Below are 18,789 nucleotides of genomic sequence, written 5' to 3'. Positions count from 1 at the left end.
TTATTTTCATATAAGAAAAAATTATATCATAAAAACAATTTATCCATCGCATTAAATATAAATACGATATTATCAAGTATTTAATTTCAATCTCATCCTCGTTTAAATTTAGTTTTTTTTAGATCAAAAATCAAGAATAATTTGTTAAAAAAAAATTCATTTTTAAAAACAGAGAAAATAAACTTCAATACGAATAATTATCATTTTTTTAAATGTAGACAATGTAAGTTTTGGGTAAAATATTTAGATTTTAAAAATAAGAAATCTGACAAATAAGAAATATATTCGTATCAGTTACCCTCTATGTCAATGAATCAAAACGGATCAGTTTTTAAAAGAAGAAAATTCCTGAAATACTCCTTATTGGGTATTGGAGGATTAATAGGAGCTTCTGCCGTAGGTACAAGTGTCTTTCTTTCAAACAAATACGACAAAATTTATGGCAAATTATTGCTATTTGATGGGCATTTAACGGATATTTTACATGCTTTTTGCGAAGTTGCAATGCCCGAAGCCAAAGACGGATTCCCAACTCACCAAGAAGCTGAAGTAGTAAAAAGAATGGACGAGGAATTCTTTTTTGCTAATGAACATATTCAGTCTGATTTTAAGGCTGTTTTATATCTTTTGGAAGCAATGCCAATTGCTAATGGCTATTTTTCAAGGTTTTCGAGACTTTCCACCGAAAAACGATTGGTTTTTTTAAATGAAATGCAAGATACTGAGAACGATTTGTATCGAGTAGCCATTGCCAATATCAGGGTTACAACCCGCATGATGTATTATGGACATCCATCCACCTGGAAAGCCATCGGTTATGATGGACCATTTGGAGGACTGCCAGAAGTAGAAAGTGAACAAAGGAAATACTATAAAAACCTTACAACAAAATGAAGAACATTTTTGAATATACTGATTATACAAAAGACCAAACTATCAAGGCACAAGTCTGCATAATTGGTTCTGGTTGTGGCGGTACCACTTTGGCTAAAAAACTGGCAAAAAATAGAATTGACGTGGTGGTTTTAGAAAAAGGAGGATATTATACCCCAAATGTCTTTGACAATAGAGAATTGAACATGTCTGGCAAAATAGATGGAGAGCGAAATTTTGCATCTACTGAAAACGGAGACACATTTTTACTTTATGGCAACAACGTTGGCGGTGCTTCGGTACATTATTGGGCTGATACTTACCGAACTCCCACCGACAGACTTGTACATTGGGAACAAAAATATGGCATCAAAGGACATACAAAAGCTGATCTTGACCCAGCTTGGGACGAACTTACTGAAACTTTAAGCGTAGCTCATCCTCCTGAAAACCAATGGAATAAAATGAATATTTTGTTCAAAAAGGCCGTAGAAGATTTAGGATGGGGAAGTGACCCAATACTTTCTGCACGAAAAAACTGTCAAGGTTCGGGTCATTGTCAACAAGGATGTTTTTATAATGCCAAACAAAGTCAATTAATCACACACTTACCAACTGCTTTGGACCTTGGTGCCAGACTTTATGCGGATATGCAAGCGGAAAAGCTGGTTTTTGAAGGCAAAAAAGTAAAAAAGCTGATTGCATCTGCCATTGATAGACCTTCCAATAAGCCTAGCGGAATAAAATACACCTTTGAAGCGGAACATTTTGTGGTAGCGGCAGGTGGATATAATTCGCCAGATTTTTTGCTCCGCCAACCCGAACTTAAAGAAAAACTACCCGCCTTAGGAAAATATTTCGGTTTCAATCCTGTAGTGATGGCCTATGCTTTATTTGAGGAAGATATCATTATGTATAGAGGTTTACCAGCCGCTTGGAGCTCAGAAAAATATAGATTAGCTAGCTATAACGACCAAAATGAATATGAAGAGGGCGGTTATTTGCTTCTACCCAATCAAACCCAACCTGCAGCTACAGCGGCAGTTTTAGGGGGCTTTACTGCAGAAGCACATGAGTGGATGCAAAACTTTAATAAAGTGGGCGGCACGATAGCTTGGCTAGATGACTGCGAGGAAGAATTGGGAGAAATTTCGGTAAATAGTGATGGTAAAAGGCTCATTAATTATCCTTATGGGCCTAATACTCAAAAAATGATTCGTGATACTTTGAAAAAGCAAGTATTAATTAACTTTAAAGCCGGTGCAAAAAAAGTGCTTATTGCTGATTATAAAGGCACTACAATCAATTCACTTGCTGAAATCAACAAAATAGATGAAATTAAGATTACAAGTAATGGTTTGATGATAGTAGCACCACATCCATTTGGTGGCTGTAGAATGGGTGCTGATCCAAAAAACTCAGTAGTAGATTATACACACAGGGTTCATGGATATGACAATCTTTTTGTTTCAGACCCTTCTGTATTTCCAACTGGGCCATCGGTCGATCCAAGTTTTACTATTATGGCCTTTAGTTATATTGTGGCCAAAGAGATTATTAATAGATTGTGAAACTATCCACCATTTAAATAGCTTCAATAGGCTAATTAATAAATTACTTGTAAAAATGGAATTACCCAAATCAACCCAATAAATCCTTCGCCACTTTCCCTTTCCCATCAGGTGTAGTGTAAAAAGGTCGTTTTTCTATTTCATAATTGGTGTCTGGTGCTATACCAAGAGCATGATAAATGGTTTGATGAACTTCGGCAATTTTAATAGGTTTTTCCACTGTTTTACAAGGACGTTCGTCAGCAGTTTTTCCAAATACACTTCCTTTTTTTATTCCTCCACCAAACATCAGCATAGAGCAGCCATCCGTAAAGTGTCTGTGCATGCCATAGTTTTTGATATCTTCAATAATGTCAGGTTGATTTACTTGGTCCAATACTCTCAAATCAGGACGCCCTTCCATTAGCATATCTCTGCTAAATTCACTTGCTACAATTATCAAGGTTTTATCTAATCGGCCACTTTCGTCTAAATCTTTGATTAATTGAGCTATAGGTGCATCTATCATTTTTTTCATATCCACCAATCTCGTATGACCGTTTTCGTGGGTATCCCAACCTTCAAAAGGCACATATTCAGTGGTTACCGTAATATATCTAGCACCCTGCTCTACCAATCGCTTGGCCATCAGGCATCCTAAGCCAAATTTACCCGTATTATAAACATCGTATTTCTCTTTTGCTTCCAAACTTAAATCAAAAGCCTTTGCCTCCGGAGAGTTTAATAAAATATAAGCTTGCTCCATGGAGCGTTTTAAAGATTCTTTTTGAAAATCGCTACCAAATTCGCCCATGGCAGATTCTTTCACGAGTTTTTCATACAATTGATTACGACTTTCGAATCTTTTCAATGACATACCGACAGGAGGACGGACACTATCTAAACCTTTCGTAGGGTCTGGGATCATAAATGGTCCATATTCGCTTCCTAAAAATCCTGCACTATGAAAAGCCTTTAGTTCTTCACCCTCTCCTACGTCGAACCTTTGGCCAATATTGATAAATGGGGGAATAACCTCATTTTTAGGACCTAATTCTTTGGCAATCCAAGAACCTAAATGCGGAACAACCACAGACTGAGGTGGCTCATAACATGTATGCCAGTTATATTGATGCCGTGTATGCAATATATGCCCCAAATCCGCTGCTACGTAGGATCTGATTACGGTGCCTTTATCTAATACCTTACCGATTGATTCTAAACCTTCTGAAAAATGAACGCCATCTAAAACCGTTGGAACTGATTTAAAAGTACTCAAAACACTATCCGAAGTCATTCCTTTGTTAAAAGGCGTATATTTTTTAGGATCAAAAGTCTCAGTATGTGCCATTCCTCCCGCCATAAAAAGAACAATTACCGAATCTGCTGTAGCATTGCTTGCGTTTTTGACGCCACATGAACTCAACAGCTGACTGATAGGCGAGCCAACAGCCATGGTAGCTATAGCAGCAGCACTTTGTTTCAGAAAATCTCTCCTTTTATTTTTCATTTAGTATATCAATTGAAATTCGGGTAAAAGTAAAACCGCCCAAAACAAATCTTGAATTTGTTCGACAGACGGATTCTCGTCCATAGCTGCTTGTGCCGTGCTCATTTCCGACTTAGTGGGTAGTCTTCCCAAAGCTTTGCTAAATAAAACTCTGATTATTACGTCTCTGGTTTTAAATTGGGCCTTCCAATATTTCGCCCCTCTTGCTAAAACTTGTGTCAGTCTTTCGCCATTGGTCAATTCTAAAGCTTGTAAAAGGCTGGCTTGCGAGTCCCTATTGGTAGAAACCACCTCTCTTGTTGGCCTACCCAAAGCTGTTAAAAAAGCATTATTAGCCACCAATGAGGCTCGAGCAAAAGCCGGTTGGATAGTATCCATTTTGGTTCCAGAATATTTCATTTCTTTCAATGTAAATATTGGTGTAACGATTTGACTAACGGCATCAGAAAACTGTTCAGCAGAAATTCTTCTTCGCGTCATTCCTTTAAATCTATAATTATTGTCGAAAAGCAAATTCGTACTTTTAACACTTTCAGATGGCGATTGGTAGATTTTTGAAGTGGCAATTAGATAAATCAGGTCTTTAATGTCATAATTTTTTTCAACAAAATCAGCGGCCAACCAATCTAATAAATCCTGCGACCAAGGCTCGTTGTCCATTTCATCAGGTGATTCAATGATCCCTCTTCCCATCATTTGTTTCCAAATACGATTAACAATCGTTCGGTACATTCTGCCATTGCTTGGCTGTACCAATAAATTGGCCATTTGTTCCATTTTCTTCGCCTTTGAAGCTGTGCTGTCTATATTTCCGAAATTTTGCCAAAGTAACCTTGTATCAGCAAGTTTGCCCGTCGGTTTGTCGCATCTATTGATTTCAAGACGTTCTTCAGCAAAGATATTGGCGAAAGCATATGCATCTTCCAGTTTCCAATCGCTAATAAAACTGTCGTGACAAGAAGCACATTTAAGATTTAAACCTAATAAAACTTGACCCACATTTTGTGCGGCTTGCATTTCTACTCTTTGACTGGCATTGATAGTTCCTCTCCATTTGATGCCTTCTACGAAACCTCTTGAAGATTCATTAGGTGAAAGCAATTCTTTGACAAATTCATTATAAGGTTTATTTTGTTTTACAGAAGTATATAACCAATCTGTTATGTTATATCTGCCTTTGGTGATATAACCAGTACCTGTATAATCATTCCTTAGGGCATCGTTCCAAAAAGAAATCCAATGTTGTGTATAATCCTCATCTTGCTGAAGCAATTGCTTAATCAAAGCATCTCTTTTGTTAGGGTTTGTATCTTTTGCGAAATCTATAATCTGCGAAGCTGATGGCAATAAACCTACAATATCAAGATAGACACGCCTTAAAAACGTTCTATCATCAATTGTTTTTTGCCATTTAATTTCATTTTTTTTATAATACTCATTTACCCAAATATCAATCGGATTTTGTAAATCTCCATTTGCAGCAGGAAGCATGGGCTTTATAAGCTCCATTTTTGCTACTTTAAATAATTTGGGTTGTAGCGAAGCATCAGGCCAAGGTGCCCCTTTTTTTATCCAATAATTCAACAATTCAATTTCTTCGGATTTCAAAGCTTTACCCTTTGTGGGCATGGCCTCTTTATGATTTCGCGGCAAAGAAATTCTTCTTATCAATTCACTGTTTTCAGGTTCGCCTCTTACGATGATTTTGCCATGTTTTCCACCAGCAAAAACAAACTCTTTTTGGTCTAGTCTGAGTTTGCCTTCTTGTTTGTTTGAGCTGTGGCATTTGTAACAATTATGTGCAAAAATGGCTCTAACTTCACCAACCAATTTGATTTGATTTTCATTGTTTAGACTATCACTTCCTTCACCCATAGCCAAAAACTGACTTTCCTCTGTATGCTTACTTTGACTAGAAAAACTAAAATAATCATCACCATGCGTCAAAGAACCTCCGAAATGGCCTGTAAAAATCACACCTAGTATACTTGCTAATAATGCTAATCGGTATATTGGAATTTTATCTGTTTGATTTTTCCTAATAACCATCCAGAGCAATAAGACGCTTATTAAACCCAAAGCAGCTGTGATAAAGCCTCCGCATTGATGTAGATCTAAGGTTCGTCCAGTGATTTCTTCATTTTGAGCTAATAAATATCCAAAGGCAGCTGAAAAAATGGCAGAGCCTGAACCAATAATAACTGCAAGATTTATAGCAGGTCTAAGTTTTGAATTAAAATTCCGGAAAGTATACAACTCTAAAGCTGCAGCAAAAAGCAAAATCGCAATTGGAAAATGAACAATTAAAACATGCAAACGCCCGAAAAATACTAATATGCTAAAACTATCCTCAACCTTCACAATTTCTTGAGAAAACGCTCTCCTACAAAAAAGAAAAAAGAATAGAAAAATACCACCAATGGGATATTTTGGGCATTTAAAAGGCATTGATAAGAATTATAAGGTTGAATATTTTATCTAAAACCAAGTTCTAGATTTTACACGAATATAAGTTTTAAAAAAGAATAACACAAAGAACTTGTGTTGAAAGTTTTAGGCAAAAGGTGAATATCTCAAATCATAAATCGAGAAAGGAAATTATAGACACAAAAAATATTGGATTTTTCAAGAAACCTGAAAGAATTACTCAAAATTAGTAAGCAGAAAATGGAGTTTTAAAAATCCAATGGAAATATATCATAAAAAGACCAAAAATGAAACTTCAAAATAAGATTATAAAAGGGATGACACTATTATAAAATCAAAAATGAAACATCAAAATAAAATCCCGAAGGGATGATACTATTAAAAAATTTTTATAAACTACTCCTTCTCAAACTTCAGTTTCAAGATATTCTCTCCAACTCTTTTCCCCATTTCTTGACCTTTGGTTAAGGCTTGCATGTAGTGTATTCCACCATAAAGTCTCGAAATACTGGTTTCATTTGCAGCCTTCCAAAAACTTTCAAATTTCTTAGGTTCTCCTACCCAATACTTCGAATAATCCGTAAAACTAATAGAATCGCCTAAAACAGATGTCAAAACAGTAGCCATTGTGGCAGATTGTACGGAATGTCCAGATGGAAACTCTGGAAATGGAGGAGTTAGTAAAGTTGGCTCCCATTTGCTGTCTATGTAGCGTTTAATGTAAGCGATTGGTCGAATTAAATTGTATTTATATTTGCCTTTCCAAGCACAAATAAGGGCATCATTTAGTCCCAAAGTGAGCATAGCATAATATTTAGCCGAAGAATCTAAAGAAACAGGTTTGTTTCGCAATACCTGCGTCAAAATAGAAACAGAATGCCCAACTGCGGTATAAGTGTAAGTGGCGGCATCGTCCCAAAAGTTGGCAATAATGTGTTTTTCCGACCCAGCGGTGACTTCTTTTGATGTATTGTAAACTTCCATTGCTGCTTTATAAAATTCAGAACCAGGGTACTTTGAAAACTCAAAATCAGGTTTTATATCAAAATCAGTATTATTTTCTTCCAAAAAAGTCCTATTATCGCTCCATCTTGGATGCAATGGACCTGTATTTTCCAAATCCGCCACTCTATTTATCTCAAAACAAGACTCGCACACCGGTAAACGATAATCCATGTCATAACTTCTAAAAGTACCGTCCCCTGCCCTATCTTTTTCAGCATATTTCAAAACCATGTCAGCTATAGAAATACCATAATTCTTTGATTTCATGATGGCCAAATTAGATTGATCTTTTGAAAAAATATCATCTACAGAGTCTTTCAAAGCTATTACTTTTTCCATCCAAACATAAGGTGCAGCTATAAAAAACCTATCCACTGTTTTATACATTGCATTGTTGAGTGCCAATTGTGGAATAAAATCCGTGGAATCAATCTCATACTCTTGGGGTTTAATAAATCCTTGTAATTGACCCGAAAGACTTTTTAGGTGCGGATAGGCGGGCAAAATAGACTCATAAGCAGCCAAATCGATATAGGCCATTGACCTCGCAGCAACATTTGGCGTGTAACCTGTGGTTTGCTCAATTAAGTCCAAAATGATCAGATGCCATTTTACTTGTAAATCAGAATTTGTCAAATCATATTTTTTGGGTGGAAGTGCAGACTCATTCAGAACCAAAGTGGTGGTATTCCTTTCTTGAAACTGAAGCAAAGGAGCTTGTTGGGCTTGGCTTAAATTTGCAATAAAAAATAGTAATATTGCAAAATAGATTTTATCCTTGTTCAAAATTAACGTATTTTGTTTTTTTAAATAAAGGCTAAATTAATCATAAACCTATAATAAGTTCAAATGCGGTCTAAAAAATTGTTCTTGCTTGACGCCATGGCTCTCATTTACAGAGCTCATTTTGCTTTCATCAAAAATCCACGAATTACCTCCACGGGTCTCAATACCAGTGCAGTTTTTGGTTTTACCAATACCATGTTGGAAGTAATAAAAAAGGAGAAACCTACGCATTTGGCGGTGTGTTTTGATACCAAAGCCCCTACTTTCCGTCATGTGGACTTTCCAGAATACAAGGCCAATAGAGAAGCTCAACCGGAAGATATTACGGTGGCGATACCTTTGGTAAAAAGACTTATCAAAGCTATGTGTATTCCAATGATAGAATTGGATGGCTTTGAGGCAGATGACGTGATAGGTACTTTGGCAAAAAAAGCACCAAAAGACGAGTTTGATGTTTTTATGTACACCCCAGACAAGGATTACGGTCAGTTAGTGGATGAGCATATATTTCTTTACAAACCTGCATTTTTGGGCAATGGAATAGAAGTAATGGGTGTTCCTGAGATTTTGGCCAAATGGGAAATTAGCCGAATAGATCAAGTAATTGATATGCTCGGTTTAATGGGAGACAAAGTCGATAATATTCCGGGAATTCCAGGTGTAGGTGAAAAAACAGCGGTTAAACTTTTGGCTGAATATGATTCTGTGGAAGGAATTCTAGAAAATGCAGATAAGATTCCGAATAAAATCGGAGAGAAAATCAGGGCTGGAAAAGAAAGTGCTTTGATGTCTAAACATTTGGCTAGGATAGATATAAATGTCCCGGTAGAGTTTGACGAAGAAGACCTAAAAATGTGCGAGCCAAATACCGAGGAACTTTCTACGCTTTTAGACGAACTTGAATTTAAAACTCTTAAAAACAGATTAATAAAATCAGACGGTTCGAATCAGGATATTAATAAACCTGAGACCAAAGCCAAGCCAAAAGCAGAAACCAACCAAATGTCGCTTTTCGGTGCTACAGAAGTGGAAGAAGTACATGAGCCAAAAGAAAAAGACACCATTAACACGGTAGTTCATGATTATTATTTGATAGAGGGTCCTGAACAAAGAGCTGAATTGATAGAATATTTGATGGCTCAAGACGAAATATGCTTTGATACGGAAACCACCGATGTGGATGCTGTAGATGCAGAAATAGTAGGACTTTCGTTTGCCTACAGAGCCAAAGAGGCATTTTATGTGCCATGTCCGCCACGATTTGAAGAAGCCAAAGCTGTTTTGGAAGAATTCAGGGGAGTTTTTGAAAGTGAGAAAATTATGAAAATTGCTCAAAACCTTAAATATGACATGACCATATTGAGCAATTATGGAATAGAAATTAAAGGTACTTTGTTTGACACTATGCTTGCCCACTATATCATTGAGCCAGAGCAAAGGCATGGAATGGATTACATGGCCAATAATTACCTAAACTATGAGCCCGTAAGCATAGAAACGCTGATAGGTGCAAAAGGCAAAAAACAAGGCAATATGCGAGATGTGCCTTTGGAATCCATCAAAGAATATGCTGCTGAAGATGCAGATATTACGCTACAACTGAAAACAATACTTGATAAGGAACTAAAAAAGACCGAGCAAGAAAAATTACTCTACGAAGTAGAGGTGCCTTTGGTGAGTGTGTTGAGTACCATGGAGCGAGAAGGTGTAAAATTGGATGTTAAAGCCCTCAGCGACCTTTCAGAGACACTAAATAAAGATTTGCTAGTTACCCAAACCGAAATTTTTGAAATAGCAGGAATGGAGTTTAATGTGGGTTCTCCCAAGCAATTAGGTGAGATTCTTTTCGAGAAAATGAAAATCGATGAGAAACCTAAGAAAACACCAACTGGCCAATATGCCACAGGCGAAGATGTGTTAAGCAACTATGAAGCCGACCACGAAATCGTAAAGAAAATATTGGATTTCAGAGAATTAAGCAAGCTAAAAAGCACTTATGTAGAAGCATTGCCTCTATTGATTTCTAAAAAAACAGGAAGGATTCATACTTCTTATAATCAAGCTGTTACGGCCACTGGTCGTTTAAGTTCTACCAATCCGAACTTACAAAATATTCCGATTAGAACTGAAAGAGGTAGAGAAATACGCAAAGCCTTTATTCCTAGAGACAGTGACCATTTGATACTTTCTGCCGATTATTCTCAGATAGAATTAAGGATAATGGCGGCCTTTAGCGAAGATGCAAGTATGGTGGAAGCGTTCAACCAAGGCATTGATATTCACTCAACTACGGCTGCCAAAGTATTTGGCGTTGAACTTACAGACGTTAGCTCCGACATGCGTAGAAAAGCTAAAATGGTCAACTTCGGTATCATTTATGGTATTTCGGCATTTGGTTTGGCCCAAAGGCTGGGTATTCCGAGAGGAGAAGCAAAAGATATCATTGATGCGTATTTTGTACAGTTTCCAAATGTCAAGACCTTTATGGACGAATGTGTAAACAAAGCCCGCGAAACGGAATATGTGGAGACGATTTTAGGCAGAAGAAGATATTTGAGAGACATAAATTCTAGAAACCAAACCAATAGAGGTTTTGCCGAAAGAAACGCAATAAATGCTCCAATACAAGGCTCGGCTGCAGACATGATAAAAGTGGCAATGATTAACATCCATGAATTTATGAAAGCCGAAAAACTCAAATCAAAAATGATACTTCAAGTACATGATGAATTGGTGTTTGATGCTCATATTTCTGAGATAGATTATCTAAAAGAAAGAGTAGATTATTTTATGGTAAATGCCATACCCATGAAAGTGAAAATTGAAACAGGAATTGGTGTAGGCAAAAATTGGTTGGAGGCACATTAATCCAAATTAGAAATTTTTAAAATCAAGAGGAATGAATTCAATCGTTCCTCTTTTTTTTTGTTCAAAAATCAGCTATATCCATATAAAGACCTGACCATTCTCATAGTAATTCTCATTTATATTGTTTTCTTTTATTGTAGAAGAAAAACAAAGCTTTTCTCACCTATAATATGAATAACAAAAACACAAATACCTTATTTCCAAATAGATACAAAAAACTCTCTTATGTATTAATTCCGTTGGGTTTAATTTTTTTGGGAGCATATTTGGAAGGTATAAAGCCTGATTTTTTAAATATCAAAGTGTTTGCATTGGCGAGCACTTATATGGAGAATAGATTCGGTCAAATCGTTCAAACCAATGCCATGGATGAGATTGGGATGAGTTTATTTATAGCTGGCTTATTTATAATGATTTTTACTGAAGAAAAATTTGAAAATGAGATCACTAACACTTTTAGACTGAAGGCATTTTTCTTTGCAATAAAAGCCACTTTAATCATTTGGCTTTTGACCTATTGGTTGTTTTTTGGGTATATCATTTTTCCGATTTCTATGGCATTGTTTGTTCTATTTTTAATAGTTTACTATTTGTATTTCAAATACTTATATAAATCTAAAGCAAACTTTTTTTAAACTTAAATTTTTAATATTATGAAAACGAAAATATTTTTATTGACATTAGGAATGTTTGTTTTTAGTTCATGTGGAGTTATAGATTCTATTAAGCCTGAAGATAAACTTAGCGGCAATCAATCTCCTCAAGGTGAGGTTGGTAATACTTTTACTTTAGGGTCTATTCCGGGTATAAGTAACGGAAACATTAAAGTATCGGCATTAGAAAACGGCATTAGCACTATTGATGCGAGTTTAACAATTTCCGATTCGAAATTTTTAGAAATTGCCAAAACTATTCCAAAACTTAATTGGAACGGCAATACTGTAACAATATCAAAAAAATACAAATTTACTGATGAAGGTATCCAAAGCGTATACGATGAAGGAAATCTGACTTTAGTAAAATATAATGATAATGTTGGAAAAGAGTATTCTTTAAAAGTAGGCAGTAATACTATTAAAAGAAAAATTGAAGAGAAATCTACTGTAGATGATTATGCTTGGGGATTTATGGACATAAAAGTAATTCGCGTAGCTGAAACGGGCAGAGGGATAGCTGGAATTTCTAAAATAGAATACATTTTAAACCACAAATTTGGGGTAGTAGGCTTCAAAGTATATTTTGAAGATGGAAGCGAGAAAGAAGTAAGATTTTTTAGTCAAAATTAGAAATTTCGAAATAGTAGGCTATAAAAACTGGCCTACTATTTAAATGATTTTAAACTTAAATTTTTAACATTATGAAAACGAAAATATTTTTATTGAGCACATTGTTTCTAATGACAAGTTCTTGTAATCTCATCGATTCTATAAAACCAGATGGAAATATTGGTGGAACTCAATCTGTTATGGGCGAAGTTGGGAATAAATTTAGCCTTGGAAGTACTTCTGGAGTAAGTGGTTTTAACGCCGAGGTAAAATCTTTAGAGAATGGAATTAGTTCTATTACCGCCACTGTTACAATTACCGATCCTTTGGTTTTGGAAATGGCAAAATCAGTCCCTGAATTCACTTGGAATGGTAATACTTTGTCTGTAACAAAAAAATATAGAATAACAGATCAAGGTATTCAGAATGTATATGATGAAGGAAATTTCACTTTGGTTAAATATGATGACAATGTTGGAGATGAATATTCGATAAAAATTGACGGGAAAACCATAAAAAGAAAAGTAGAATCTAAATCAACTGTTGATGATTACGCTTGGGGATTTATGGATATTAAAGTCATGAAAGTAGGAGAAACTGGTAGACCAGTAGCAGGAGTAAACAAAATCGAATACATATTAAACCACAAATTCGGTATAGTCGGTTTTAAAGTATATTTTGAAGATGGCAGTGAGAAAGAAGTAAGATTTTTTAGTCAAAATTAGATATCTCGAAATAGTAGGCCATTAAAACTGGCCTACTATTTAAATGAGTTCAAAATTATCTTACTTTTTACCACTCCATTTTCTGACAAAACCAAGACCTTATCACTGGCCTCGCATTCTTCACATTCGTAATCTTCCATTACAAAATACTCCCAATTTTTGTTTTTAAATAGCCATGATGGACCTCCCATTGTACCTTGAATATCCATTTCTCCACCTAATATCACCAAATCTGGTTTTTCCGAAATCGGCTTGCCTTTGCTCCAAGATGCATATCTATACGTATCATCTTTCATAAGGTCAATACGAACCAATAGATTCTTCGATTTACCGACAAAAATATTGCTTTCCCACTGATTTACAGAAGGATGTATCAAAGCTTTCACTTTTGCATCCAAGGTTTTTTCGAGGGTCATTTCAGCTACTGAATTATAATTGATACTCATTATTCCTTCTTCATCAAACCATATTTCGCCAGCAAACGGCCCTCCTACCAATCCGTAAATACCATTTTTTGCCAAAATATTTTCTGGCTTTATGGTTGCAGGAATCATCTTCCTAAATTTTTCGTCAAATAACGTTGGGAAATATGCGACAAATGCTTGTTCGTCTTGGATATCTGGAATTGGATTCGGTCTTTCCAATGGAAAATAAACCATGGTGGCCAATTCTGCAGCTTTGTTTTGTTTGATTAGAGAAAGCATATTTTTCGCAAAAGCTAAACCTTCTTTCGGACTTTGGGCAAAGGAAAAATTAAAGCTAAGTAAAATTAAAACTAATAGAATATGTTTTGTTTTCATGGGAATTTTAAAAATGCGAAATTGTTTTGTTCTTTTTTAAAAATAAGAGAATTGCAGTTTAAACTCATTCAATAGGCATTTGCGTATCAAAACCATCAATACTTTTCCTATTTTTATTTTCCCAGTATTCTTTTATTCCTTTTTCACCTTGCTTTGTTGACCAATCATTTAATATGCTTCTATCTGCTTTGTAATCCATAAACGGAACAGCAAAACCGCAAGAGGTCTGAACCAAATCAACTTCCATCTCAATAATTTGTCTTGAACCAAAGTTTTCGGGAAACAAACCTTTGTATTTTTGAAAAGTGTCGTCTTTTTTATGAAATATTTTGGCATGACCATAAAGTCTTAAAATCATTGGATTTCCCTCAAATGCACAGAACATAACGGTCATTCGACTATTCTGGATAAGATGAGCTGCAGTTTCGTTTCCACTGCCAGTTAGATTTAACCAAACGATTTTGTTTTCATCGATAACTCTAAACGAATCTGTACCTTTTGGAGAGACATTTACACTGCCTTCGGTGGCGGCAGTTCCTACAAAAAAGACTTTTTGATTTTCTATAAATTCTTTTAATTCAGGCGTAATTCTCTCTAATTTCTTCCCCATTTATTATTTGTTTAAAATCAATAAACACTAAGTATTTCTTGAAGATTCAATTAAATACGATACTTATGCCCTTTAAGAAAATTTCCTCGTTTTAGAAATTGATTAATCAAAATCTTGTAACTTTTTAAGAATCAAATCGCCTCACCAAATGTCAACAAATTATTGTCTGGATCTAAGAGTGAAAATTCCACCTGTCTCCAAGGCTTAGCTTCTAGGGCTCCATTGGGATGAATTCTTACATTATTACTTAGCAATTTCTGGTAAAATCCCTTAATATCGTTGGTACGAATATACACTTGACCGTAGTTTTCTTTAGGGTCCAATTCTTTAAATTCAAAAAAATGTATTTCGATTTGATCTTTTTTTACCATTAAATAACCTTCAAAATCTTCCATTCCAAATTCAGAAAATCCCAGATTTTTTATATAATAATCTCGTGTTTGGGCCTTATTACGCATGGGTAATTTGGGATGAATTTCAGTTAGCATATATGTTTAGGTTAATATCGACCTTGAGTCAATTGATGAAATATTGACCAATTTAACAATATGCTACTTAAATTTCAAAAAGAATAAAAAAATGATTACCTTTTTTTTTATCGAATGAAGAACTTTTCAATCAATCTTCAAAATCTAGCCGTTTTTCCCACGATTCCAAGGCAAAAGAGCTATGCCCATTCGCATATAACAGCGATCAATTATAGATGTAAAAATAAGCCCAGTGCATAAGATTATAGGGATGATTATAAAATACTCGGAAGCGTTAAAATAACCCAGCAAAAATATCAACATCAAAGTTCCCAATGTCATTCTAAACTGTCGGTCAATGGTCCAACCATGGCTTTGTTTGTGTTCGCTTACGTTTTCCATTTGTTTTTCCATTATTGCAAGGTTCGAAAATCCATCTTCTTTTAGTTTTTCAAGAATAGCCTTTGCTCTCCTACCAGACTGACAAATCAAACAAATCTGTTTGTCGTTAAATGGCTCAAAATAAGCTTTTTGGTACTTTGTAAAAGGGAAATTTATTGCTCCAGGTAAATGAGAATCTTTAAATTCTGCTTGTTCTCGTACATCAATTATTACCGCGTCGCCTTTTAAAAACGCACTGTAGGCAGATTCATTACTTATTATCTTCATCCAATTTAGGTTTATATACTCTTTAAAATTAATTTCGTAAACCACTTAATTCAAATAAGCACTCAATAAATTTGGCAGTTTTTTATTTTATGGAATAAAATGGTAATTTATCCATGTTTATTCTTTCATTTAATGCAAAAAATCCTTGAAATTGAGTTTTAAAAAAAACTATAAAAATGAAAGGAGAAATAGACCTAAATAAACTTTTGAAAGGAATAAAAGCTCAGCATAATCCTGGAGATTATGTATTTTGTACAGTTGCTGATTTAAACAAAATAAACATAGATGAAATCCAGCTTTTATTTAAGGAATCAGAAGGTATTAGTTTAATCTTAAAAAAGGAATATGCTGACACATTAAACCTAAAATATTCATTTACAGCAGCTTGGATAACTCTAGCTATCCATTCCTCTCTAGAAGCTGTTGGCTTTACGGCAGCTTTTTCTAATGCCCTAGCCAAAGCAAACATTTCTTGTAATGTAGTGGCAGCATACTATCATGACCATCTATTTGTTAAGTGAAAGCAAAAATAAACCAAACCAACAATGTGCTACAATTTAAAAAATTTCAAAGAAGAAGTTAGAACAAGAATCTTGATTTTTTAGATGATGTATCCTCAGTTAATGATTTTTCAGAAAGTCTGTTTGAGCTCTTTAGGAAGAGATTAAAACTTTATAGATACGAATTTGAATCGGAAAGTGAATCTGGCCAGAAATATAATTAAAACGGAGGCAAACTTGGAATTACTGTTACCCAAACCAAAAATTGTCTCACTTTCCAATGTGCAGGAGGCAATGAAAATGTTTTTTTTTGCAAACTGCAACTGAATTTTGCGATGGAAATTATAGTTTATTAATCTTGCAAGAAGGAAAATGGCATAACAAAAGTGGTAAACCATGGTGGAAGTTTTGGTAAAAATATTTACAAAATAATATTTAAATTAGTTTCCTAAATAAGAAACTATTAACTTTGGAATAAAAAGCAAATGAATCCCAAATTCAAAGTTGTTTTTACTGAGGAAGCAGCAGATTTTCTTGACTCTTTATCTGATAAAGCAAGAAACAAAGTTTATTTCAACATCGACAAGGCAACTTATATAAACGACCCAGAAGTTTTCAAAAAACTGGAAGACGACATTTGAGAGTTCAGAACGCTCTATCAACAACAAGCTATTCGACTTTTTGCTTTCTGGGACAAAGAGGACAATTCAAACACTTTAGTAATCTCAACACAAGGACTGATAAAGAAAACCCAAAAGACTCCTAAGAAAGAGATAGAAAAAGCAAAGCAACAGAGAGCAGATTATTTCAATCAAAAAAAAACAAAGAAATGAAAACGTACAGTTTAGAAGAAATGAAAGATAAGCACATAGGTAAACAAGGAACACCTAATAGAGATGCTTATGAAAACGAACTAAGACTTGAAATACTTGGCCAAACTATAAAGGAAATAAGACAAGAAAGAAACTTAACTCAAGAGCAACTTGGCGTACTTGTTGGAGTGAAAAAAGCTCAGATTTCTAAAATTGAAAACAGTTTTACAGACGCAAGATTTGATACAATTTTAAAGGTATTTAAAGCCTTAAATGCTAAGATTAATTTTAATGTAGAGCTATTAAATCAAAAAATGGCGATAGATTGAAGTATATGGCGAAAAGATGAAATCCATCACTTGAAACGATGCTTGAAGTAATGCTGGCATATCAGCAGTTTGAAAGTTTATCGCCATTTGAAAAACCGCCGAATCTTTGATATGCCACATTTAGAATAAATTAAAAAGACCCAAATCAAAGATTTGGCTACAAGGTATGCAAGCATTTGAGCTATTAAATCGCACTACTTAAAGCCCAGTCGTTAATTCCCGAGATATAGCTAAGGCCTTATCCGTTTTGAATAAACTTTCAGACTGAAAAAGACTTTTAAGAATAAATCTTCAAATTTCAGATTTCTTAAATTACCCAAAAGGCTCAAAAATAGATTTACTTGGCTCAGAAAACCATTTTGGACCTTCATCCGTCATATATACACAATCTTCCAGTCTTACGCCGAATTCGCCAACGATAGAAATCGTCGGTTCGATACTAAAACACATGCCCGGTTCGAGCAATTTCGTATTGCCTTTTACCATATTGCCCCATTCGTGTCCCTCCATTCCTATGCCGTGGCCTGTTCTGTGTGGAAGTCCAGGTAACTGGTAGCCAGGGCCAAAACCTGCATCTGTGAGAACTTTTCGGGCAGCAAAATCTACCGCTTCGCATGGAGCACCATTTTTGGCCGCAGCAAAACCAGCAGCCTGAGCTTCTTTCTCCAGCGACCATACTTCCTGCTGACGCTTGCTTGGTTCTGCTCCAAAAACAACCGTTCGCGTAATATCCGAATTGTAGCCACCTACCAGACAACCGCAATCCATCAATACAATATCCCCTTTTTTGAGCACCTGAGGCTGTTTAGACCCATGCGGAAACGCAGAAGATTTTCCGAAAAGGCACAAAGCAAAATCTGCATTTCCGCCCAATTGATTTTGTGCTGACATAATCATGGAGGAAAGGTCTTGTTGTGTCATACCCTCTTTTAGTTGAGCCACACTGTGTTTGATGGCCGCCAATGTGATATTAGAGGCTGTTTGCATCAACTTAATTTCAGCGGGAGATTTTATCATGCGGCAAGGTATGCTCACAGGGTCGCCACTCACAATTTTTAGATTCGGGGCAGCTTTTTGCAGTCCATTGACTATAAAAAAACGGGTTTGTTCTTCTACGCCTACATTGCCGTAAACTATGCCAGCGTCTTCTATCGCCTGAGCAATTCTTTTATACGGACTTTCGTCTTCTTGCCAAACATATACATCCTTCCCAAAGCTAATTTGCTCACGAAAACGGGCCTCCTCAAAAGCTGGGCAGACGTATTTAATATCGCCTTTGGCAGGAATAATGGCCACCATTGTTCTTTCACTTGGCCACCAGCGTATACCAGTGAAGTAATTCAGCGTAGTGCCGGCATCAAGCACCAAAGCATCCATTTTGTTTTCATTAAGCAAAACCTGGGCCTTGGCTATTCTGGTTTCTCGTTCAGCTACCGAAATAGGCACCACATCGGCTGCCATAGGTTTTAGTTCGCTTTCTGCATTTTCTTTTTCAGTTTCTTCTTTGCAGGAAACAAGCCCGCTTGCTAAACCAGAAGTGGCAGCTAAAGCCGAAATACCTAAAAAATCTCTTCTTTTAAATTTCATTGAAAT

At 35.5% G+C, this 18,789-nt stretch carries 17 protein-coding genes and 1 pseudogene; 10 read left to right on the top strand and 8 right to left on the bottom strand.

Annotated elements, in window-relative coordinates; genetic code table 11:
* The first annotated feature begins 309 nt into the window (after positions 1 to 309).
* Complete coding sequence (locus EGI22_RS11105) at positions 310 to 894, top strand: hypothetical protein (RefSeq protein WP_255068439.1); 585 nt, start codon at positions 310 to 312, stop codon at positions 892 to 894.
* The gene (locus EGI22_RS11100; RefSeq protein ID WP_255068438.1) at positions 891 to 2,444 is read left to right on the top strand and encodes a GMC family oxidoreductase N-terminal domain-containing protein; all 1,554 of its coding nucleotides are present in this window, start codon (positions 891 to 893) and stop codon (positions 2,442 to 2,444) included. The genes EGI22_RS11105 and EGI22_RS11100 overlap by 4 nt, the downstream gene beginning before the upstream one ends.
* Before the next feature lie 70 nt (positions 2,445 to 2,514).
* Here EGI22_RS11100 and EGI22_RS11095 read toward each other — a convergent pair whose 3' ends face one another.
* The 3 genes from EGI22_RS11095 to EGI22_RS11085 all read right to left on the bottom strand — a co-directional run bounded on the left by EGI22_RS11095 (position 2,515) and on the right by EGI22_RS11085 (position 8,151).
* Entirely contained in the window at positions 2,515 to 3,933 is a 1,419-nt protein-coding gene (locus tag EGI22_RS11095; RefSeq protein ID WP_255068437.1) for a DUF1501 domain-containing protein, read from the bottom strand.
* Positions 3,934 to 6,381, bottom strand: coding sequence for a DUF1549 domain-containing protein (locus tag EGI22_RS11090; RefSeq protein ID WP_255068435.1), 2,448 nt, complete (start codon positions 6,379 to 6,381; stop codon positions 3,934 to 3,936).
* 375 nt (positions 6,382 to 6,756) lie between these two features.
* Entirely contained in the window at positions 6,757 to 8,151 is a 1,395-nt protein-coding gene (locus tag EGI22_RS11085; protein WP_255068434.1) for a vanadium-dependent haloperoxidase, read from the bottom strand.
* A 63-nt stretch (positions 8,152 to 8,214) separates the two neighbouring features.
* On the opposite strand from EGI22_RS11085, the gene polA reads away from it, so the two are divergent.
* From polA to EGI22_RS11065, 4 genes are all read left to right on the top strand, one after another.
* A complete protein-coding gene (gene polA / locus EGI22_RS11080; RefSeq protein ID WP_255068432.1) occupies positions 8,215 to 11,019 on the top strand; it encodes a DNA polymerase I in 2,805 nt (934 codons plus the stop codon).
* A 170-nt stretch (positions 11,020 to 11,189) separates the two neighbouring features.
* Complete coding sequence (locus tag EGI22_RS11075; RefSeq protein WP_255068431.1) at positions 11,190 to 11,654, top strand: hypothetical protein; 465 nt, start codon at positions 11,190 to 11,192, stop codon at positions 11,652 to 11,654.
* A gap of 18 nt (positions 11,655 to 11,672) precedes the next feature.
* Complete coding sequence (locus EGI22_RS11070) at positions 11,673 to 12,305, top strand: hypothetical protein (RefSeq protein WP_255068430.1); 633 nt, start codon at positions 11,673 to 11,675, stop codon at positions 12,303 to 12,305.
* Positions 12,306 to 12,376: 71 nt separating this feature from the next.
* Positions 12,377 to 13,009, top strand: a complete 633-nt coding sequence (locus EGI22_RS11065) for a hypothetical protein (protein WP_255068429.1) — start codon at positions 12,377 to 12,379, stop codon at positions 13,007 to 13,009.
* Positions 13,010 to 13,044: 35 nt separating this feature from the next.
* Here EGI22_RS11065 and EGI22_RS11060 read toward each other — a convergent pair whose 3' ends face one another.
* The 4 genes from EGI22_RS11060 to EGI22_RS11045 form a co-directional block, all read right to left on the bottom strand.
* A complete protein-coding gene (locus EGI22_RS11060) occupies positions 13,045 to 13,809 on the bottom strand; it encodes a hypothetical protein (protein ID WP_255068428.1) in 765 nt (254 codons plus the stop codon).
* Positions 13,810 to 13,873: 64 nt separating this feature from the next.
* The gene (locus EGI22_RS11055) at positions 13,874 to 14,419 is read right to left on the bottom strand and encodes a pyridoxamine 5'-phosphate oxidase family protein (protein ID WP_255068426.1); all 546 of its coding nucleotides are present in this window, start codon (positions 14,417 to 14,419) and stop codon (positions 13,874 to 13,876) included.
* A 131-nt stretch (positions 14,420 to 14,550) separates the two neighbouring features.
* The gene (locus EGI22_RS11050; RefSeq protein ID WP_255068425.1) at positions 14,551 to 14,907 is read right to left on the bottom strand and encodes a VOC family protein; all 357 of its coding nucleotides are present in this window, start codon (positions 14,905 to 14,907) and stop codon (positions 14,551 to 14,553) included.
* 144 nt (positions 14,908 to 15,051) lie between these two features.
* Entirely contained in the window at positions 15,052 to 15,555 is a 504-nt protein-coding gene (locus tag EGI22_RS11045; RefSeq protein ID WP_255068424.1) for a rhodanese-like domain-containing protein, read from the bottom strand.
* A 176-nt stretch (positions 15,556 to 15,731) separates the two neighbouring features.
* Here EGI22_RS11045 and EGI22_RS11040 point away from each other — a divergent pair, with 176 nt between their 5' ends.
* The 4 genes and pseudogenes from EGI22_RS11040 to EGI22_RS11025 all read left to right on the top strand — a co-directional run bounded on the left by EGI22_RS11040 (position 15,732) and on the right by EGI22_RS11025 (position 17,196).
* Positions 15,732 to 16,076, top strand: coding sequence for an ACT domain-containing protein (locus tag EGI22_RS11040; RefSeq protein WP_255068423.1), 345 nt, complete (start codon positions 15,732 to 15,734; stop codon positions 16,074 to 16,076).
* A gap of 464 nt (positions 16,077 to 16,540) precedes the next feature.
* Positions 16,541 to 16,696, top strand: coding sequence for a hypothetical protein (locus EGI22_RS11035; RefSeq protein WP_255068421.1), 156 nt, complete (start codon positions 16,541 to 16,543; stop codon positions 16,694 to 16,696).
* Between the two features lie 12 nt (positions 16,697 to 16,708).
* A pseudogene (locus EGI22_RS11030) lies at positions 16,709 to 16,888 on the top strand (type II toxin-antitoxin system RelE/ParE family toxin); the annotation flags it as partial.
* Positions 16,885 to 17,196, top strand: coding sequence for a helix-turn-helix domain-containing protein (locus EGI22_RS11025; RefSeq protein WP_255068420.1), 312 nt, complete (start codon positions 16,885 to 16,887; stop codon positions 17,194 to 17,196). The pseudogene EGI22_RS11030 and the gene EGI22_RS11025, both read left to right, overlap by 4 nt.
* A gap of 312 nt (positions 17,197 to 17,508) precedes the next feature.
* Here the strand turns inward: EGI22_RS11025 and EGI22_RS11020 are convergent, their stop codons facing one another.
* Complete coding sequence (locus tag EGI22_RS11020; protein ID WP_255068419.1) at positions 17,509 to 18,783, bottom strand: Xaa-Pro peptidase family protein; 1,275 nt, start codon at positions 18,781 to 18,783, stop codon at positions 17,509 to 17,511.
* Between the last annotated feature and the right edge of the window lie 6 nt (positions 18,784 to 18,789).

Origin of the sequence: Lacihabitans sp. LS3-19 (assembly GCF_024343575.1) — a bacterium.
Lineage (GTDB): Bacteria > Bacteroidota > Bacteroidia > Cytophagales > Spirosomataceae > Leadbetterella.
The sequence above is the reverse complement of the archived record's forward strand: the minus strand, read 5'-3'. Positions and strand labels throughout refer to the sequence as shown.